At 73.7% G+C, this 15,583-nt stretch carries 18 protein-coding genes and 4 tRNA genes; 11 read left to right on the forward strand and 11 right to left on the reverse strand.

All coding sequences use genetic code 11. From position 1 onward, the window contains the following. Positions 1 to 17: 17 nt before the first annotated feature. The 5 genes from JOD66_RS07900 to JOD66_RS07920 form a co-directional block, all read right to left on the reverse strand. On the reverse strand, positions 18 to 221 hold the full coding sequence (locus tag JOD66_RS07900) for a cold-shock protein (protein ID WP_036550836.1): 204 nt from the start codon (positions 219 to 221) through the stop codon (positions 18 to 20). Positions 222 to 500: 279 nt separating this feature from the next. Continuing rightward, complete coding sequence (locus JOD66_RS07905) at positions 501 to 2,129, reverse strand: flavin-containing monooxygenase (RefSeq protein WP_204836349.1); 1,629 nt, start codon at positions 2,127 to 2,129, stop codon at positions 501 to 503. Then, the gene (locus JOD66_RS07910) at positions 2,126 to 3,103 is read right to left on the reverse strand and encodes an alpha/beta hydrolase (protein ID WP_307823382.1); all 978 of its coding nucleotides are present in this window, start codon (positions 3,101 to 3,103) and stop codon (positions 2,126 to 2,128) included. Before JOD66_RS07910 ends, JOD66_RS07905 begins: the two co-directional genes overlap by 4 nt. A gap of 118 nt (positions 3,104 to 3,221) precedes the next feature. After that, a complete protein-coding gene (locus JOD66_RS07915) occupies positions 3,222 to 3,986 on the reverse strand; it encodes a glucose 1-dehydrogenase (protein WP_204836350.1) in 765 nt (254 codons plus the stop codon). 76 nt (positions 3,987 to 4,062) lie between these two features. Beyond that, positions 4,063 to 4,941 (reverse strand): DICT sensory domain-containing protein, encoded by an 879-nt coding sequence (locus JOD66_RS07920; protein WP_204836351.1) that lies wholly within the window; start codon positions 4,939 to 4,941, stop codon positions 4,063 to 4,065. 56 nt (positions 4,942 to 4,997) lie between these two features. Here JOD66_RS07920 and JOD66_RS07925 point away from each other — a divergent pair, with 56 nt between their 5' ends. From JOD66_RS07925 to JOD66_RS07945, 5 genes are all read left to right on the forward strand, one after another. Beyond that, on the forward strand, positions 4,998 to 5,306 hold the full coding sequence (locus JOD66_RS07925) for a sigma-70 family RNA polymerase sigma factor (RefSeq protein WP_204836352.1): 309 nt from the start codon (positions 4,998 to 5,000) through the stop codon (positions 5,304 to 5,306). Next, positions 5,303 to 6,562, forward strand: coding sequence for an NAD(P)/FAD-dependent oxidoreductase (locus JOD66_RS07930; RefSeq protein ID WP_204836353.1), 1,260 nt, complete (start codon positions 5,303 to 5,305; stop codon positions 6,560 to 6,562). The genes JOD66_RS07925 and JOD66_RS07930 overlap by 4 nt, the downstream gene beginning before the upstream one ends. Continuing rightward, complete coding sequence (locus JOD66_RS07935) at positions 6,559 to 7,461, forward strand: NAD(P)H-binding protein (RefSeq protein WP_204836354.1); 903 nt, start codon at positions 6,559 to 6,561, stop codon at positions 7,459 to 7,461. The genes JOD66_RS07930 and JOD66_RS07935 overlap by 4 nt, the downstream gene beginning before the upstream one ends. Beyond that, the gene (locus JOD66_RS07940; protein WP_204836355.1) at positions 7,458 to 8,213 is read left to right on the forward strand and encodes a CPBP family intramembrane glutamic endopeptidase; all 756 of its coding nucleotides are present in this window, start codon (positions 7,458 to 7,460) and stop codon (positions 8,211 to 8,213) included. Before JOD66_RS07935 ends, JOD66_RS07940 begins: the two co-directional genes overlap by 4 nt. A 9-nt stretch (positions 8,214 to 8,222) precedes the next feature. Beyond that, positions 8,223 to 8,295: transfer RNA gene (locus tag JOD66_RS07945), tRNA-Lys, on the forward strand. A 10-nt stretch (positions 8,296 to 8,305) separates the two neighbouring features. Here JOD66_RS07945 and JOD66_RS07950 read toward each other — a convergent pair. After that, on the reverse strand, positions 8,306 to 8,719 hold the full coding sequence (locus tag JOD66_RS07950; RefSeq protein ID WP_307823383.1) for a Fur family transcriptional regulator: 414 nt from the start codon (positions 8,717 to 8,719) through the stop codon (positions 8,306 to 8,308). 186 nt (positions 8,720 to 8,905) lie between these two features. Between JOD66_RS07950 and JOD66_RS07955 the strand changes: the two genes are divergently transcribed. Next, complete coding sequence (locus JOD66_RS07955) at positions 8,906 to 9,859, forward strand: hypothetical protein (protein WP_204836357.1); 954 nt, start codon at positions 8,906 to 8,908, stop codon at positions 9,857 to 9,859. Here JOD66_RS07955 and JOD66_RS07960 read toward each other — a convergent pair. After that, the gene (locus JOD66_RS07960; protein WP_204836358.1) at positions 9,846 to 10,379 is read right to left on the reverse strand and encodes a GNAT family N-acetyltransferase; all 534 of its coding nucleotides are present in this window, start codon (positions 10,377 to 10,379) and stop codon (positions 9,846 to 9,848) included. The genes JOD66_RS07955 and JOD66_RS07960 overlap by 14 nt on opposite strands. Before the next feature lie 71 nt (positions 10,380 to 10,450). On the opposite strand from JOD66_RS07960, the gene JOD66_RS07965 reads away from it, so the two are divergent. Then, positions 10,451 to 11,077, forward strand: coding sequence for a PaaI family thioesterase (locus JOD66_RS07965; protein ID WP_204836359.1), 627 nt, complete (start codon positions 10,451 to 10,453; stop codon positions 11,075 to 11,077). A gap of 100 nt (positions 11,078 to 11,177) precedes the next feature. Here JOD66_RS07965 and JOD66_RS07970 read toward each other — a convergent pair whose 3' ends face one another. Then, positions 11,178 to 12,668 (reverse strand): NAD(P)/FAD-dependent oxidoreductase, encoded by a 1,491-nt coding sequence (locus JOD66_RS07970; RefSeq protein WP_204836360.1) that lies wholly within the window; start codon positions 12,666 to 12,668, stop codon positions 11,178 to 11,180. 250 nt (positions 12,669 to 12,918) lie between these two features. On the opposite strand from JOD66_RS07970, the gene JOD66_RS07975 reads away from it, so the two are divergent. From JOD66_RS07975 to JOD66_RS07985, 3 genes are read left to right on the forward strand one after another with little or no spacing between them, the layout of a single operon-like run. Next, positions 12,919 to 13,905, forward strand: coding sequence for an ATP-binding protein (locus JOD66_RS07975; RefSeq protein ID WP_204836361.1), 987 nt, complete (start codon positions 12,919 to 12,921; stop codon positions 13,903 to 13,905). Then, positions 13,902 to 14,294 carry a fluoride efflux transporter FluC gene (locus tag JOD66_RS07980; protein WP_204836362.1) on the forward strand — a complete coding sequence of 131 codons (393 nt, stop codon included), beginning with the start codon at positions 13,902 to 13,904 and terminating at the stop codon, positions 14,292 to 14,294. The genes JOD66_RS07975 and JOD66_RS07980 overlap by 4 nt, the downstream gene beginning before the upstream one ends. Next, on the forward strand, positions 14,291 to 14,620 hold the full coding sequence (locus tag JOD66_RS07985) for a fluoride efflux transporter FluC (protein WP_204836363.1): 330 nt from the start codon (positions 14,291 to 14,293) through the stop codon (positions 14,618 to 14,620). The genes JOD66_RS07980 and JOD66_RS07985 overlap by 4 nt, the downstream gene beginning before the upstream one ends. A gap of 9 nt (positions 14,621 to 14,629) precedes the next feature. Here the strand turns inward: JOD66_RS07985 and JOD66_RS07990 are convergent, their stop codons facing one another. The 3 genes from JOD66_RS07990 to JOD66_RS08000 all read right to left on the reverse strand — a co-directional run bounded on the left by JOD66_RS07990 (position 14,630) and on the right by JOD66_RS08000 (position 15,327). Then, a complete protein-coding gene (locus JOD66_RS07990; protein WP_307823384.1) occupies positions 14,630 to 14,986 on the reverse strand; it encodes a metallopeptidase family protein in 357 nt (118 codons plus the stop codon). An 83-nt stretch (positions 14,987 to 15,069) separates the two neighbouring features. Beyond that, positions 15,070 to 15,146 (reverse strand) — tRNA-Asp (locus JOD66_RS07995). A gap of 108 nt (positions 15,147 to 15,254) precedes the next feature. Continuing rightward, positions 15,255 to 15,327: transfer RNA gene (locus JOD66_RS08000), tRNA-Glu, on the reverse strand. Positions 15,328 to 15,494: 167 nt separating this feature from the next. On the opposite strand from JOD66_RS08000, the gene JOD66_RS08005 reads away from it, so the two are divergent. Continuing rightward, positions 15,495 to 15,568, forward strand: a tRNA-Phe gene (locus JOD66_RS08005). Positions 15,569 to 15,583 lie beyond the last annotated feature (15 nt).

Here is a 15,583-nt window from a genome sequence, read left to right on the forward strand (position 1 = left end):
CACGGAGGACGGGTCGCTCAGAGGGGGCGGACGTTCTCCGCCTGGGGGCCCTTGGGGCCCTGGGTGACGTCGAACTCGACCTTCTGGTTGTCCTCCAGCGACTTGTAGCCGTTGGTCTGGATCGCCGAGTAGTGGACGAAGACGTCGTCGCCGCCACCCTCCTGCTCGATGAAGCCGAAGCCCTTCTCGGCGCTGAACCACTTCACGGTGCCCTGAGCCATGTTGCTCGTTACTCCTCGTATCGGGGCGAGAGCCGCCACCTCGACGGCCCGCAGCGGCTGCGATGACGCGTCGCTCCGATGCGTGATGACGACACCACAAACCAGAACGCCGTCGGCCACAGACTCCGCAGGCGTTCACCTTCGAGAACTGCAGCCGCTGCGCATCCGACACTACCAATCTGCGACGACAGCGGAACCTCTGTGCCGCCACGAACTTCGGTTCGGTCATGAAGGTTCTGCAACACACGTGTGACAGCCCGGAAAACCGGTCCGGGTGGCTCAGTCGGGGTCCGCCGCGGGGGCCGCGACCCGGGTCAGGACGTAGCCCTCGTAGCCGTTGTCGCGGGCCCGGTCGCAGGCGCGACGGTAGGTGCCGAAGCCGCCGATGTAGGGCATGAAGGTGCGCTTCTTGCCCTCGATGTTGGCCCCCAGGTACCACGACGCGGCCTTGACGAAGAGCGTCCCCTCGGCGACCTCGCCGAGGTGCTCGGTCCACTTCTCCGCGGCGTCGCGGCGCGGCTCGGCCTGGTCGATGCCGTGGGCACGGCAGTGGCCGATCAGCTCCATGCCCCAGTCGACCTGCTGCTCGGTGTGGGTCGCCATGTTCGCCAGCACCGAGGGGCTGCCCGGGCCGTTGAGGGTGACCAGGTTGGGGAAGCCGGCCACCCCGAGCCCGAGGTACGTCGTGGGCCCGCCGGCCCACTCGTCGGCGAGCACCGCGCCCCGCGGGCCCCGGACGTCGATCGCGGTGAGCGCGCCGGTGAGCGCGTCGAAGCCGGTGGCGAAGACCAGCACGTCCAGCTCGTACGACGCGTCGGCGGTCTTGATCCCCCAGGAGGTGACCTGCTCGATCGGGTGCGTGCGCAGGTTGACCAGCTCGACGTTCTCCCGGTTGTACATCGCGTAGTAGCCGGTGTCGGTGACGATCCGCTTGGTACCGATCGGGTGGTCGTCGGGGACCAGGTCGTCGGCCACGGCGGGATCGGCGACGATCTCCCGGATCTTCGCCTCGGCGAACTCACGGGCGTAGTCGTTGGCGACCAGGTCGGTGCTCTGGTCGGGGAAGGTCTTGGCGAACAGCACCCCGCCCTCCTGCCAGCGCGCCTCGAAGGCCCGCTGCCGCTCCTCGGCGCTGACCTCGGTCGCCTTGCGCTCGTGGGTCGTGCTCAGGGACCCGGCGGGCGCGTAGCGGGAGCTCTCGCGCCGCTGCGGGTAGGTCTCCTGGACCCGCTGCCACTCCTCGTCTGTGAGCGGCCGGTTGCGCGCGGGGACGGTGTAGTTGGCGGTGCGCTGGAAGACGGTCAGCGACCGGGCCCGCTCGGCCAGCAGCGGCGCGGCCTGGATGCCGGAGGACCCGGTGCCGATCAGGCCGACCCGCTTGCCGGCGAGGTCGACCGGCTCGTCGGGCCACTGCGCGGTGTAGAGCGTCGTCCCCGCGAACTCGTCGATGCCCGGCAGGTCGGGGCGGTGGGGCGCGGACAGGCACCCGGTCGCCATCATCATCCACCTGCTGCGCAGCGAGCTGCCGTCGTCGAGGGTCACGGTCCAGGTGGACGCGTCGTCGTCGAACTGGGCCGCGGTGACCCGGCGACCGAAGGTGAAGTGGCGTCGCAGGTCGTAGCGGTCGGCGACGTGGTCGAGGTACGCGCGGATCTCGGGCTGGGTGGCGAACCGCTCGGTCCACCGCCACTCCTGCTCGAGCCGGCGGTCGAAGGAGTACGAGTAGTCGACGCTCTCGACGTCGCAGCGCGCGCCGGGATACCGGTTCCAGTACCAGGTGCCGCCGACGCTGTCGCCGGCCTCGACGCCGACGACGTCGAGTCCTCGCTCGAGCGCGCGGTACATCGCGTAGATGCCGGCGAGGCCAGCGCCCACGATGACGAGGTCACGGGTGGCGGGGGTGGTCATCGGTCCTCCTGGTTGAGCAGGGCGCGCAGGTCGGCGTACAGCAGCTCGCGGGCGGACGCGCCGGCGCGCAGGGTCATGAAGGTGAGCAGGCCGTGGAACAGGGTGGGGTGGATCCGGGTGCGGACGGGTACGCCGGCCCGGGCCAGTCGGTCGGCGTACCGCTCCCCCTCGTCGGCCAGTGGGTCGGCCCCGGTCACCACGACCACGGCGGGCGGCAGGCCGGCGTGGCTGGCCGCGCGGGCGGGCGCGACCAGCTCGGGCGGCTCGGGCAGCGGGCGCCCGGGGCCGAGATACTGCTCCCAGTACCACTCCATGGTCGCGCGGGTGTTGAACCAGCCCTCGGCGTAGGCGTCGTAGCTGGGGGTGTCCCCGGCTGGGTCGATGACCGGGCCGAGCAGCGCCTGGCCGGCGAGGGCCGGGCCCTTGCGGTCGCGTGCCATCAGCGCGACCACGGCGGCGAGCGCGCCGCCCGCGCTGTCGCCGGCGACGAGCACCCGGGTCGGGTCGGTGCCGAGCTCGGCGTGCCGCTCGCTCGCCCAGAGCAGGGCGGCGTACGCGTCCTCGGCCGCGGTCGGCGCGCGGTGCTCGGGCGCGAGGCGGTAGTCGACCGACACGACCACCGCGTCGACCTCGCGGGCCAGCTGGCGGCAGAAGCCGTCGTGGCTCTCCAGGTCGCAGAACACGAAGCCGCCGCCGTGCAGGTAGACCACCAGCGGGCGTCGTACGTCGTCGGGGCCGTGCGGCCGGTAGACCCGGGCGCCGATCGTGCCGCCGTCGACCGGCACCCTCACGTCCTCGGCCGAGCGGACGTCGTCGAGGTTCGTCGGCGGGACCTGGCGTGCCTTGGTCGCGGCCCGCGCGTCCGCGCCGCTCATCGTGGCGACGGGCGGGAAGCTCTCGTCGAGCACCTTCAGGAAGCCCGCGACCTCCTCGTCGAGCAGGTCGTCGGGATCGAGCACGGGCCGGTCGGGCACCGGGTCCTCCTAGCGGCAGTCGGGGTGGGTGCGTCGAAGGTAGGCAAGCGGGCGCGGCGCGGAGCCGGGCCGTACCACTAGGCGGAACCGACATATTCCTAATAGAAATATCAGCGCCTCACAGCGACGTGAACCCACCGTCCGCCACGAACTCAGAGCCGGTGCAGTAGCCGGCCTCGTCGCTGATCAGGAACAGGACCAGGTGGGCGATCTCGAGGGGCTCGGCCTGCCGCGCCAGCGGCTGGTGCCGCGCCTGCTCGTGCGAGCGGGCGGAGTCGGCGGTCATCTCGGAACGGGTGAAGCCGGGGTGCACCGAGTTGACCCGGATCCCGTCCGGGCCGAGCTCCTGGGCCGCGGTCTTGGTCATCCCGCGCACGGCCCACTTCGACGCGACGTAGCCGAGGATCCGGGAGTAGCCGATCAGCCCGCCGGTCGAGGAGATGTTGACGATCGATCCGCCGCCGGCCCGCCGCATCGAGCCGATCACCGCCTTCATCCCGAGGAAGACCCCGACCTGGTTGACGTCGATCACCCGCCGGTAGTCGGCCTCGCTCAGCGTCTCGATCGGGTCCACGTGGACGATGCCCGCGTTGTTGACGAGACCCGACACCGGCCCGAAGGCGGCCTCGGCGGCGGCGACCGCACGCCGCCAGCCGTCCTCGCTGGTCACGTCGAGGGGGACGTACGCAGCGTGCTCGCCGAGCTCGGCGGCGAGGGCCGCGCCCTCCGCCTCGAGGACGTCGGCGACGACCACGCGGGCGCCCTCGGCGAGCAGTCGGCGCACGCAGGCCGCGCCGATGCCGCGGGCACCGCCGGTGACGATGACGACCCGGCCCGCGACGCGGCCGGGGACGGGCAGGGAGCTGGTGGGGTTCTCGGTCATGGCGGTAGGAGAACCCCCGACGGGGCGGTGCCGGCCGGGGATGCCGGCCAGCGGGACCGCGCGGCGTGGATCAGGCTCAGCCCAGCCGGTCGACGTACAGGACGACCCGGTTGAACAGCGCCGTCACGGCCGCCAGCGGGGCGCTGCCCGGCGCGGGCGGCTCGGCGAGCTCGGCGAGCAGCGCGTCCCCCTCGGCGAGACCCGCGTCGGCGGCCACGGCGGCCGCGACCCGGGCCGCGTCACGGACCGCGCCAGGATCGACGGTCCAGACCGTCTCGAAGATGCGCTCGCGGTCCGGCACGCCCCACTGGCCGGGGAGCTCCCAGGCCGACAGGCAGGCGGCCGCGTCGGGCGCGTCGCACACCACGGCCCACTCCCGCCGCATCGGGGCGTCGCGGGCCAGGTCGACCAGGGCCGGCGCGCCGGCGGCGTGGGTGCCGGGGTCCCACTCGTCGGCGAACACGACCGCGGCGCGGGCCACCCGGGCGAGCTCGGCCCAGCGGCCGGCGGACGCCTCGTAGAACCGACCCCGCTGGAAGGCGCCGAAGAGCACGGGGCGCTCGGCGACCGCGCAGCACTCGTCCTCGATGGCCCAGGAGAGGGCGATCAGGGTGGACTTGCGCAGCCGGTGGACCGCGAGCTCGGGATGCCGCCGACGCAGCTCGGCGAAGATCGACGGGCTGGCGAGGGACCGGCCCGCCGTCACCTCGGCAATGGCCACCTCGAGCCGGGTCCCCGCGGCCTTGCGCCGCAGCACCTGGCGGACCAGATCGATCTCGGCCTCGGCGTAGCGGCGATGGCCACTGGCCAGCCGGCGGGCCGTGGGGAAGCCGTGACGTGACTCCCACATCCGCAGGACGGCGGTGCTCACGCCGGCCCGGCGCGCGAGCTCGCCGATGGTCAGCTCGCCGCCCGCCTCCTCCCGGGGTTGCGCCGCGTCGAGGTCGTGGTCCATGCTCATAGCCTAAACTTAAACACGTTGTTGAGAATTTTGTAGAGGGTGGAGCTTCGATGATCCAGACGACCGAGCAGGCGTCCGACGCGGACCTGCGCCGACTCCTGGTCCGCGGCGCGACCGGGGACCTCGACGCATTCCTCGAGTTCTACGACGCCACCTGCGCCGTGACCTGGCGGCTCGAGCTGTGCCGACACGGCGACCACGCCTTGGCGCAGCAGGCGACGGTCGCGCGCTATCTGGCCGCGTGGCTGCACGCCGGCGCCCAGGCCCGCTCCGGGCTCAGCGCCCGGGCCTGGCTGCTGAGCCTGGCCCCGGACCTGCTGCCGCCCGCGAGCGGCGCCGCCCTCCGGGTCGGCGCATGACCGCTCCCGCCGTCGTCGTCGGCGCCGGGCTCGCCGGGCTGGCCGCCGCCCTCCGGCTGCACCGCGCGGGCGTCACGGTCGTCGTGCTCGAGGCCGGGGACGACCTGGGCGGACGGGTGCGCAGCGACGTCGTGGACGGGTTCGTCATCGACCGGGGCTTCCAGGTGCTCAACACCGCCTATCCCGCGCTGCGACGGTCCGTGGACCTGGCCGAGCTGGACCTGCGCCCGCTCCCCCGCGGGGTGCGCCTACGGCGCGCGGGCCGGCTGCACGACCTGCCCCACCCGGCCGCCTCACCCACCGCCCCGCTGCGCGCCCTGACCTCGTCGGCCACCGGACCGCGCGGCAAGGCCGCGCTCGCGCTCTACGCCGGCGGCCTGCTCGCCAGCCGACCGAGCGCCCTCGAGCGGCGGCCCGACGTCTCGACCGGCGAGGCCTGGGCCACCCTGCCCTCCGGCCTGGTCCGCGACCTGCTGGCGCCCTTCGTCTCCGGGGTGGTCCTCGAGGACGAGCTGACGACCAGCCGGGTGTTCACCGACCTGGTCCTGCGCACCTTCGCCACCGGCCGGTCGGCGCTGCCCGCCACCGGCATGCGGGCGCTGCCGCGAGCACTCGCCCGGCAGCTGCCCCGCGGAGCGGTCCGGCTCGGCAGCCCGGTCGCCGAGGTCGGCCCGCGGGAGGTCGTGCTCACCGACGGCACCACCTTCGAGGCGAGCGCGGTCGTGGTGGCCACCGACCCGTGGACCGCCCCTAACCTGGTGCCGGCCCTCGGCCGCCCGCCGATGCCGCGCGGCGTGACGACCTACTACTTCGCGGCCGAGCCCTGGCGCGGGCTCGACGGCACGCTCACCGTGGACGCCGACGGCTCCGGGGTCACCAACTCGGTCGTCCTGAGCGCGTCGGCGCCGTCCTACGCCCCCGATGGTCTGGCGCTGGTCGCGACCTCGGTGCTGCACACCGGCGGCCGGGCGCGGCTCGCGGCCGACGCGGCGCGCCGGGCCGCGGCCGCACTGCACCGGGCACCCGACGACGACTGGGAGCTGGTCGCGGTCCGCGACGTCCCGTTCGCGCTGCCCGCCATGCCCGCGCCGCACCCGCTGCGCCGGCCGGCGTACCTGGCCGAGGCGGGGGTGTGGGTCGCGGGCGACCACCGCGACACCAGCTCGATCCAGGGCGCGCTGGCGTCCGGGGAGCGGGTCGCCCGGTCGGTGCTGCGGCACCTGGCCGCCGACCCGACGCCCGGGAGGAGGCCGTGAGCACCGCGGCCGCGCCGGTCCTGGTCGCCGGCGGCACCGGCTTCGTCGGCCGCCGCCTGGTCGCCGCGCTCGTCGAGGAGGGCCGCGACGTGCGCGTGATGACCCGGCATCCCAATCGGTACGCCGGCCCCGGGACCGCCGTGCACGGCGACGTCGCCGAGCCCGCGACCCTCGACCCGGCGCTCGCCGGCTGCGCGGCGGCGTACTACCTGGTCCACTCGCTCGGGAGTGCCGACTTCCGGACGAGGGATGCCCGCGCCGCGGAGGCCTTCGGCGTCCGGGCGGCACGGGCCGGGGTGAGCCAGCTGGTCTATCTCGGCGGCCTCGGCAAGGACGACGACCGGCTCTCGGACCACCTGCGCAGCCGGCGCGAGGTCGAGTCCCTCCTCGGCGTCGGCGGCGTGCCGGTCACGGTGTTGCGCGCCGGCATCGTCGTCGGGCACGGCGGCATCTCCTGGGAGATCACCCGCCAGCTCGTCGAGCACCTGCCCGCCATGGTGACCCCGCGTTGGGTGCGCACCCGCACCCAGCCGATCGCCGTCGCCGACGTGGTGCGCTACCTGCTCGGCGTCCTCGGGCGCCCGGAGGCGGCCGGCCGGGTGTTCGAGATCGGCGGCCCCGACGTGCTCGAGTACGCCGAGATGCTGCAGCGGGTCGCCGCGATCGAGGGCCGCCGGCTGCCCATCGTGCCCGTCCCGCTGCTGACGCCCGGCCTGTCCTCCCGGTGGCTGGCGCTGGTCACCGACGTGGACGCCCGGGCGGGGCGCAACCTGGTGGACTCGATGGTCAACGAGGTCGTGGTCACCGACACCAGCGTGCGCGACGTCGTACCCTTGCGGCCGATGTCGTACGACGACGCGGTCCGGGCCGCCCTGATGGAGCGCGCGGCGAGCCGATGAGCCGTCGTGCCGCACTGGACCGGCTGCTGCCCAAGCCGCTGTCGTACGTCGTCGTGGCCGACGCGGTCGAGACTCCCGCGGCGCGACGGCGCCGGCGCCGGGCGGTGGCGGCCACCGCGGTGACCGGCGCCGGGCTGCTCGGCGCCTCGCTCTCGACGCCGCCGGGCTCGCGCGGCTTCTACCTGTCCACGGCCGCCGTGGCCGGCGTGTGGACCGCCGGCGGCCTGGCCTCGGGACCGCTGCACCTGGGCTGGATCGAGAGCCGGGACGCCACCCTGCGGCGTCCGCTGCTCACCCCGGTCGCCACCGGCGTGGCCGCCTTCGGGCTGTTCTACGGCGCGGCGCTGGTCGCCCGGCGGGTGCCGGTGCTGGGGGACGCGGTGGCCCGGGTGCTGCGCTTCGCCGACGAGGGGGACGACCGCCTGGTCCTGGCGACCACGCTCGCCAACGGCGTCGGCGAGGAGGTCTTCTTCCGCGGCGCGCTCTACGCCGCCCTGGGCCCGCGGCACCCGGTCGCCACCTCGACGGCCGTCTACGCGCTCGCGACCACGACCACCCGCAACCCCGCGCTCGTGCTGGCCGCGGGAGCGATGGGCACGCTGTTCGGACTGCAGCGCCGCGCGTCCGGCGGCCTGCAGGCTCCGGTGCTGACCCACGCGGTCTGGTCGGCGCTGATGCTGCGCTTCCTGCCGCCGCTGTTCCGCCGGCCGGCGTCCCCGGCCGCCGCAGACACCGATCCGCACGCTCGCTAGGCTCGCCCCGGGCCGTTAGCTCAGTTGGTAGAGCACCGGACTTTTAATCCGAGGGTCGTCGGTTCGAGCCCGACACGGCCTACCCAGACCCCTCACTGCCGCCGGGCGCACTCCGCGCACAGGCCGACCAGCTCCACGGTGTGGCTGACCTCGGTGAACCCGTGCTCGTCGGCGACGGTGCGCGCCCACCTCTCCACCGCGGAGCCGGTGATCTCCACGGTGCGTCCGCAGGACCGGCAGACCAGGTGATGGTGGTGGGAGTCGCTGCAGCGGCGGTAGGTCGCCTCGCCGGCCGGGTTGTGGCGGACGTCGACGTCGCCGCTCTCGGCCATCGCCTGGAGGGTGCGGTAGACCGTGGCCAGGCCCACCTTGTCGCCGGTGCGACGCAGGCTGTCGTGGATCTCCTGGGCGCTCTGGAAGTCGGCGGCGAGCGCCAGCGCGTCGGTGATCGCCCGGCGCTGGCGGGTCGGCCGGAGCGCGGTCGGGCGCGCGTCGGTGTCGGACACCGGGCCTCCTGGGGCATCGGGACGGGACAGACTGGGAATCGATCTCAAATCTACCGTGTCGACGGGTAGGACCAGGCGCCGATGGCCCGTTCGGGCCATGCGGACGGGACCGCCGGACCGGGGACGCCCGGGACCTGCCCCCGGTACCCTGAGTCGCGGGAGAGGGAACGAGAGGGGAACTCGCTCGTGGGGAGCAAGGACGAGTTCGGCCCGGACACCGAGAGCATCCGGGCCTGGCTGGACAAGCGCGCCACCTACGCGCGCGACGCCAGGGTCGTCGGCGCACCCCGCGGCGGCGTATCCCAGCGGCCGCCCACTCCCCCGGCCCCCGCCCCCGGTACGACGCCCCAGGGCCGCGCCGACTCCCTCCAGGCCGGCCGCTCGGTGCTCGACGCGCTCGGCGTCGCGGCGCCGCCCGAGCCGCCGTCGCGGATCGCGCGGGCCGGTTCGCTCGACAGCACCGACCTGGGCCGCTCCGTCGTGGAGGCGCTGCGCGCCGACCAGCCGCGACCGAGCCCGGCGCCGAGCCGCACGCCCGCTCCCACGCCGCCGGAGCCGGCTCCCCCGCCGGTCGACGTCCAGGCCCCGACCCGGCCGGCCCCGCCGCCGCGGGTGCGCGCCGAGCCCGAGGTCAGGCACGGTCGCTGGACCGAGCCCGAGGACAACCTGAACGCCCTCAACGCGAGCACCGACGCGCAGTTCCCGGTCCGGGGCGGCATCCGGCGCACGCTCTCCTGGGTGCTGCTCGCGGTGCTGGCCGGCACCGGCCTGGCGTCGTACGCCGCCGCGACGCAGCCGACCACCACCTCGATCGGCGTCGCGGCGACCCTCGGCCTGCTGCTGCTCGTCGTGTGGGCGGTGCGCGCCGGGTGCACGACCACCGAGCTCGCGGTCAGGCGCGGCCAGCTGTCGATCAAGCGCAACGGGCAGACCGAGCTGGTCGACCTGGCCAGCCCGTACACGCCGGTGGCGATCGTCGGCGAGCCCGGCGAGCGGCACTGGACGGTCCTCATCGAGCGCGACGGGCTGCCGCTGGTCGTGATCACGCGGGCGATGGTCGACCCGCACTGGTTCACGACCGTGCTCTACCGGCTGCGCCCCGGCCTGCGGCCGGAGGCCGCCCCGGTCACCCAGCCGTAGCGATCCAGAACCGCAGCTTTCCCCTGCGCTCGTCCTCGAGCACCCCGCCGCCGTTCTCGATGGTGCGCCGCGACGCCTCGTTGTCGACGTCGCAGGTGACCAGGACCCGCTCGATGCCGAGCCCGGCGGCCGCCCGGACCCCGAGCGCGAGCGCCCGGCCGGCGTGCCCGCGCCGCCGCGCCGAGGGACGCACGGAGTAGCCGATGTGGCCACCTTCCTCGAGCAGCCAGTCGTTGAGCAGGTGACGTAGGTGGAGGAAGCCCACCAGGTCGTCGTCGGGCCCGCCGGCGCCGTCGGCGATCCAGAAGTACGTCGACGGCACCCGGGTCCCGTCGAGGTCGGCCGTCGAGGTGAGCTCGGTCATCGCGACGTACGCCGCGCACCCGGCCTCGGTCGGCACCGGGTCGCCCTCGAGGTTCCAGTGCCCGGAGCCGTGCATCTCGCCGGGCCCGCCGAAGTCGTCGACCATCGCCGCCCAGGACTGCCAGCGGGCGACATCGGGCGGCACGAGCGCGGTCATGGCGCCATTGCACCATCCCGGTCAACGGGTTTGCTCCTCGGCGAAACGAGAACGTGTTCTACCATGCCGGGATGAACTGGCACCTCCCCGAGACCGACGACACGCCCGCCGCCGTGGTGGAGCAGGAGGCCGCGGTCTGGCGCCCGCTCACCGAGGCCGCCCGGGAGCTGGTCGACCTGTGCGTCATGTCGGACGTCGACGACGACGAGGTGCGCGCCGCCCGGGCCGACGTCGAGGCGGCCGTCGCCCGGCTGCGGAAGGCCCGACGTACCCGGACGCTGGGCGAGGAGCACCTCACCGCCGGCCGCCGGCGCCCCTGGGGCAACCCGGTGATCGGGCTGCGCAACCCGATCGCGCCCCCGCTCACCGTCGTGAGCGACCCCACCGGGCGGGCGGAGACGAGCTTCCGGTGCGGGGCGGCGTACGAGGGACCACCGGGGCTGGTCCACGGCGGCGTGGTCGCGCTCATCCTGGACCAGGTGCTCGGCCACTCCGTGGGCGCGGCCGGGCGACCCGGGATGACCGGGACGCTGACGCTCGTCTACCGCCGGGGCACGCCGCTGGGCGACCTGCGCGCGGAGGCGTGGATCGACCGCGAGGACGGCATCAAGACCTGGGCGAAGGCCCGGATGATCGGCCCGGACGGGGTGACCGCGGAAGCCGAGGGCGTGTTCATCATGCCCCGGGCGTTCCGGTAGGCGCCGCGGACTTGTCGGGCAGTTCTTGCACTTGTCGGGCGTTGCAACGGCCGACAAGCGCCGGAATCGCCGGTCGACCGGCGATTCCTGCACCCCCGCGTCAGCCCCCGACCTTCACCCCACGCTTGTTCTCGTCGGACAGCCGCGCCTCCTCGGCGGCCTGCGCCTCCAGCTCGGCCCGGCGCAGCGCCTCGTCGTACTCCCCCGGCTGGGAGACCAGGTCGGTCGCACCACGCTCGAGCCGCTGCAGCGCCACCCGGGCGAAGATCTGCTGCTCGGTGGAGGTGCGCTCGGAGCGGCCCTTGCCGATGAACGAGACGAACCAGTGCATCACCGCGGTGACCCGGTTCTTGAAGCCGGTGATGTAGAAGAGGTGGACGACCAGCCACATCAGCCAGGCGAGGATGCCGGTGAGCCGGAGCTTGCCGACCATCGCCACCGCCCGGAAGCGGCTGATGATGGCCATCGAGCCCTTGTCGAAGTACTTGAACGGCGGCTGCGCGGGCTTGCCCTGGAGCCGGCCCTCGATCTCCTTCGCGGCGTACTTCGCACCCTGGATCGCGACCTGCGCGACGCCCGGGAGGTTGTCGAGCGAGATCATGTCGCCGACCACGAACACCTCGGGATAGCCCGGGAGGGTGAGGTCGGGGTTCACCGAGATCCGGCCGGCGCGGTCGAGCGGGGCGCCGGTCTGGTCGGACAGGGTCTTGCCGAGCTTGTTGGCCTGGACGCCGGCGGCCCACACCTTGGTGACGGCGTTGATCCGCTCCTCGGAGCCGTCCTTGTACTTCACGGTCAGGCCGCGCTCGTCGACCTGGGAGACCAGGGCGCCGAGCATCACCTCGACGCCGAGTTTCTCCAGCTTCTCCTGGGTCCACTTGCCGAGCTTGTGACCGAACGGCGGCAGCACCTGCGGAGCGGCGTCGACCAGGATCACCCGGGCGTGGCGGGTCGAGATCGCGCGGAAGTCGCGGGTGAGGGTGCGGTGGGCGAGCTCGGCGATCTGGCCGGCCATCTCGACGCCGGTCGGGCCGGCGCCGACGACGACGAAGGTCAGCAGGTGGTCGACGTTCTCGCCGCGGGAGGCGCCGAGCTCGGCCATCTCGAAGGCGCCGAAGATCCGGCCGCGCAGCTCGAGGGCGTCGTCGATGCTCTTCATGCCGGGGGCGAACTCGGCGAAGTGGTCGTTGCCGAAGTACGACTGGCCGGCGCCGGCGGCCACGATCAGGGAGTCGTACGGCGTCACCAGCTCGCGGCCCAGCACGTGGGAGGTGACCTGGCGGTTCGCCAGGTCGATGTCGGTGACCTCGCCGAGCAGCACCTGGGCGTTCTTCTGGTTGGCCAGGACCTCGCGCGTGGGTGGTGCGATCTCACCCTCGGACAGGATGCCGGTGGCCACCTGGTAGAGCAGCGGCTGGAAGAGGTGGTGGGTCGTCTTCGCGATCATGGTGACGTCGACGTCGGCCTTGCGGAGCTGCTTGGTGCCGAACAGGCCACCGAATCCGGAGCCGATGACGACGACCTGGTGACGGTCGGAACGCGGGACGATGATGCGATCGGGCAGGTCGGGCTGGGTGTCGCCTGCTGCCATGGCTGCCTCCTGGAGCACCTTGTTGACGACCGATGAGGTCGGTTCGAGATCATTGTTCCGCGTCGCCTGCACGAGCCCCAACCCGAGGTCAAGGTCTGGTAGGTCACATGCCTTCCGGACCGTCACCAAACGTCCTTCCCGGGGTTGGTTTAGTTGTCAATCGGGTGGGGTATCGCACCCGGGAACAGCACCTCATCCCCCCGGAAATCGATCAAGAACACTCGGGCCGTGACACCCGGAAGGTACCTCCGTGCAGCACCGGCAGTCCCTGGACCTGGCCCCCGGGCCACGCATCGTGCACGACGCACGACGCTGGGTCGTCCAGACCTGCGGTCAGCTCGGGCGCACCGACCTCGCCGACTGCGCCGAGCTCGCCGTCTCCGAGCTGGTCACCAACGCCGTCCTCCACGGCACCGCCCCGATCCGGCTCCAGGTCCGCGGCACCGCCGACCACCCCCGCTTCGAGGTCCACGACGCCTCGGTGATCCCGCCGCAGCCCTCGACCCAGGCCGGGGGCTTCGACATCGACGCCTTCGACCTCGACGCCTTCGACGCCCTCGACGAGGAGCAGCTCGCCGCGCTGACCACGGTCGGCCGCGGGCTCGACATCGTGGCCCGGGCCTCCGCCGCGTGGGGCGCCGAGATCGACGAGGACGGCAAGGCGGTCTGGTTCGAGCCGGCCCCCGAGCTGTCCGAGACCGGCGGGGCGCCCTACCAGCAGACCCACAGCATGCCGGCCCTCCAGGCCGACCACACCCGCGTCGGCGAGGTCGGCGTCCAGATCAACGGGGTGCCGATCGGCGCCTTCGGACGCTTCCAGCGCCACTACCGCGACCTGCGTCGCGAGATCCGCCTGCTCGCGCTCGCCCACGAGGACGACTACCCGCTCGCGAAGGTGCTCTCCGACCACTTCGACGCCCTCGAGCGGCCGCTGCGCGCCAACATGGGCCGCGAGCAGGTCGACAAGGCGCACTCCGACGGCCGCGAGACCATCGACCTGCGGCTGCGGATGCCGCGCGAGACGGCCCGCCAGATCGGCGGCCTGATCGACCTGCTCGACGCCGCCGACGAGTTCTCCCGGGCCCAGCGGCTGCTGACCGCCCCGCGCACCCCGGAGCAGCGCTCCTTCCAGATCTGGTTCCTCGGCGAGTTCCGCCGCCAGTCGGTCGGCGCGCCGCCGGTCGCCTGGCAGGGCACCGGCACCAGCTCCGGCACCCGCCCTAGTCTGCAGGCGTGACTCCTTCCCCGCGGCTGCTCGTCGCCGTCGGGGCCGGGGGCGCGGTCGGCGCCGTGGCGAGGTACGCCGCCACCCAGGTCGCGGCGGACGGCTCCGGCTTCCCGTGGACCACCTTCGCGATCAACGTCTCCGGCTCGGCCCTGCTCGCCGGCCTGCTGCTGCTCCCCCTCGCCCGACGCTCGCCGGTGTGGGCGGCCGCGCTCGGGCCCGGCGTGCTCGGCGGCTACACGACGTTCTCGGCGACCTCCGAGCAGGCCCGTGCGCTGCTCGCCGACGGCCGCCCCGGCCTCGCCCTCGCCTATGTCGCCGGCACCCTCGCCGCCTGCCTGCTCGCGGTCGCCCTCGTCGGCCGGGCCGCGCCCCCGCTCCCCGAGGAGGACGAGCTGTGACCGCGCTGCTCGTCGCCCTCGGCGCGGCGGTCGGCGCCCCGCTGCGCTACGCCCTCGGCCAGCACCTCGACGGCGCCTGGCACCACGGCACCCTCACCGCCAACACCGTCGCCAGCCTGGTCCTCGGCGCCTGCGTCGGCTGGTCGGTCGACGGCTCCGCGCTCGCCCTGGTCGGCACCGGGTTCTGCGGTGGGCTGTCGACGTACTCCTCGCTCGCCGTGCAGGTCCGTGACCTCGGCCCCCGCCGCGGGTCGGCGTACGCGCTGGTCACGATCGCGCTCGGGCTGGGCGCCTGCGCGCTGGGCTACCTGGTCGCTCGGGGATAGTCGGGTCGCTCAGGCGTAGCCGAGGTCGTGGAGCCGGGCGTCGTCGATGCCGAAGTGGTGCGCGACCTCGTGGACGACCGTGATCCGGACCTCCTCGGCCAGGTCCTCCTCGTCCTCGCACATGTCGAGCAGCGGCCCGCGGAACAGGAAGATCCGGTCCGGCAGCTGGGGCTCCAGGCCGCCGCCGCGCTCGGTCAGCGCCACACCGTCGTACAGGCCCAGGAGATCGTCGGGCTCGCCCTCCGGCGGCTCGTCCTCGACCAGGACCACCACGTTGTGGACCAGCCGGGCCAGCTCCTCGGGGATGTCGTCGAGGGCGCGGTCGACGAGGGCGTCGAAGTCCTCGGGGCTCATCTCGACGGGCACGGGGACATTGTGCCGGGACCCGCCCAGCGGGCCCCGACCCCGGAGAATGCGAAGAGCCCGGACCTGACGGTCCGGGCTCTGGCTGGCGACCCTGACGAGACTCGAACTCGCGACCTCCGCCGTGACAGGGCGGCGCGCTAACCAACTGCGCTACAGGGCCATTTCGCTCACTCCGCTTTCGCGTGGTGAAGCGGAAGGAACTCTAACCCATCCTCCTCCGCGAGTCCCAATCGGGGACGCCGCCCGGATTCCCGGACGACGCGGAGCGCACCCCCAACCGGATTCGAACCGGCGTACCCGCCGTGAAAGGGCGGTGTCCTAGGCCGCTAGACGATGGGGGCCCACCGTGGAGGACGAGACCTCCGCAGCGCGGGCCAGCATAGTGCGCGCCGGGCCGGGGCGCTCATCGAGAGGACGCCGGCATCGGGCCAGGCTAGGCAACGCAAGGCCCGAAGGGCACGCCGCTTTCGTGCCCGGGCCCACCCTCCGGTAAGGTGGGCGACTGCTTGGGCAGGTAGCTCAGTTGGTACGAGCGATCGCCTGAAAAGTGATAGGTCGGCGGTTCGACCCCGCCCCTGCCCACAAGCAACGAGACCC

It is taken from the genome of Nocardioides nitrophenolicus, assembly GCF_016907515.1.
Classification (GTDB): Bacteria; Actinomycetota; Actinomycetes; order Propionibacteriales; family Nocardioidaceae; genus Nocardioides; species Nocardioides nitrophenolicus.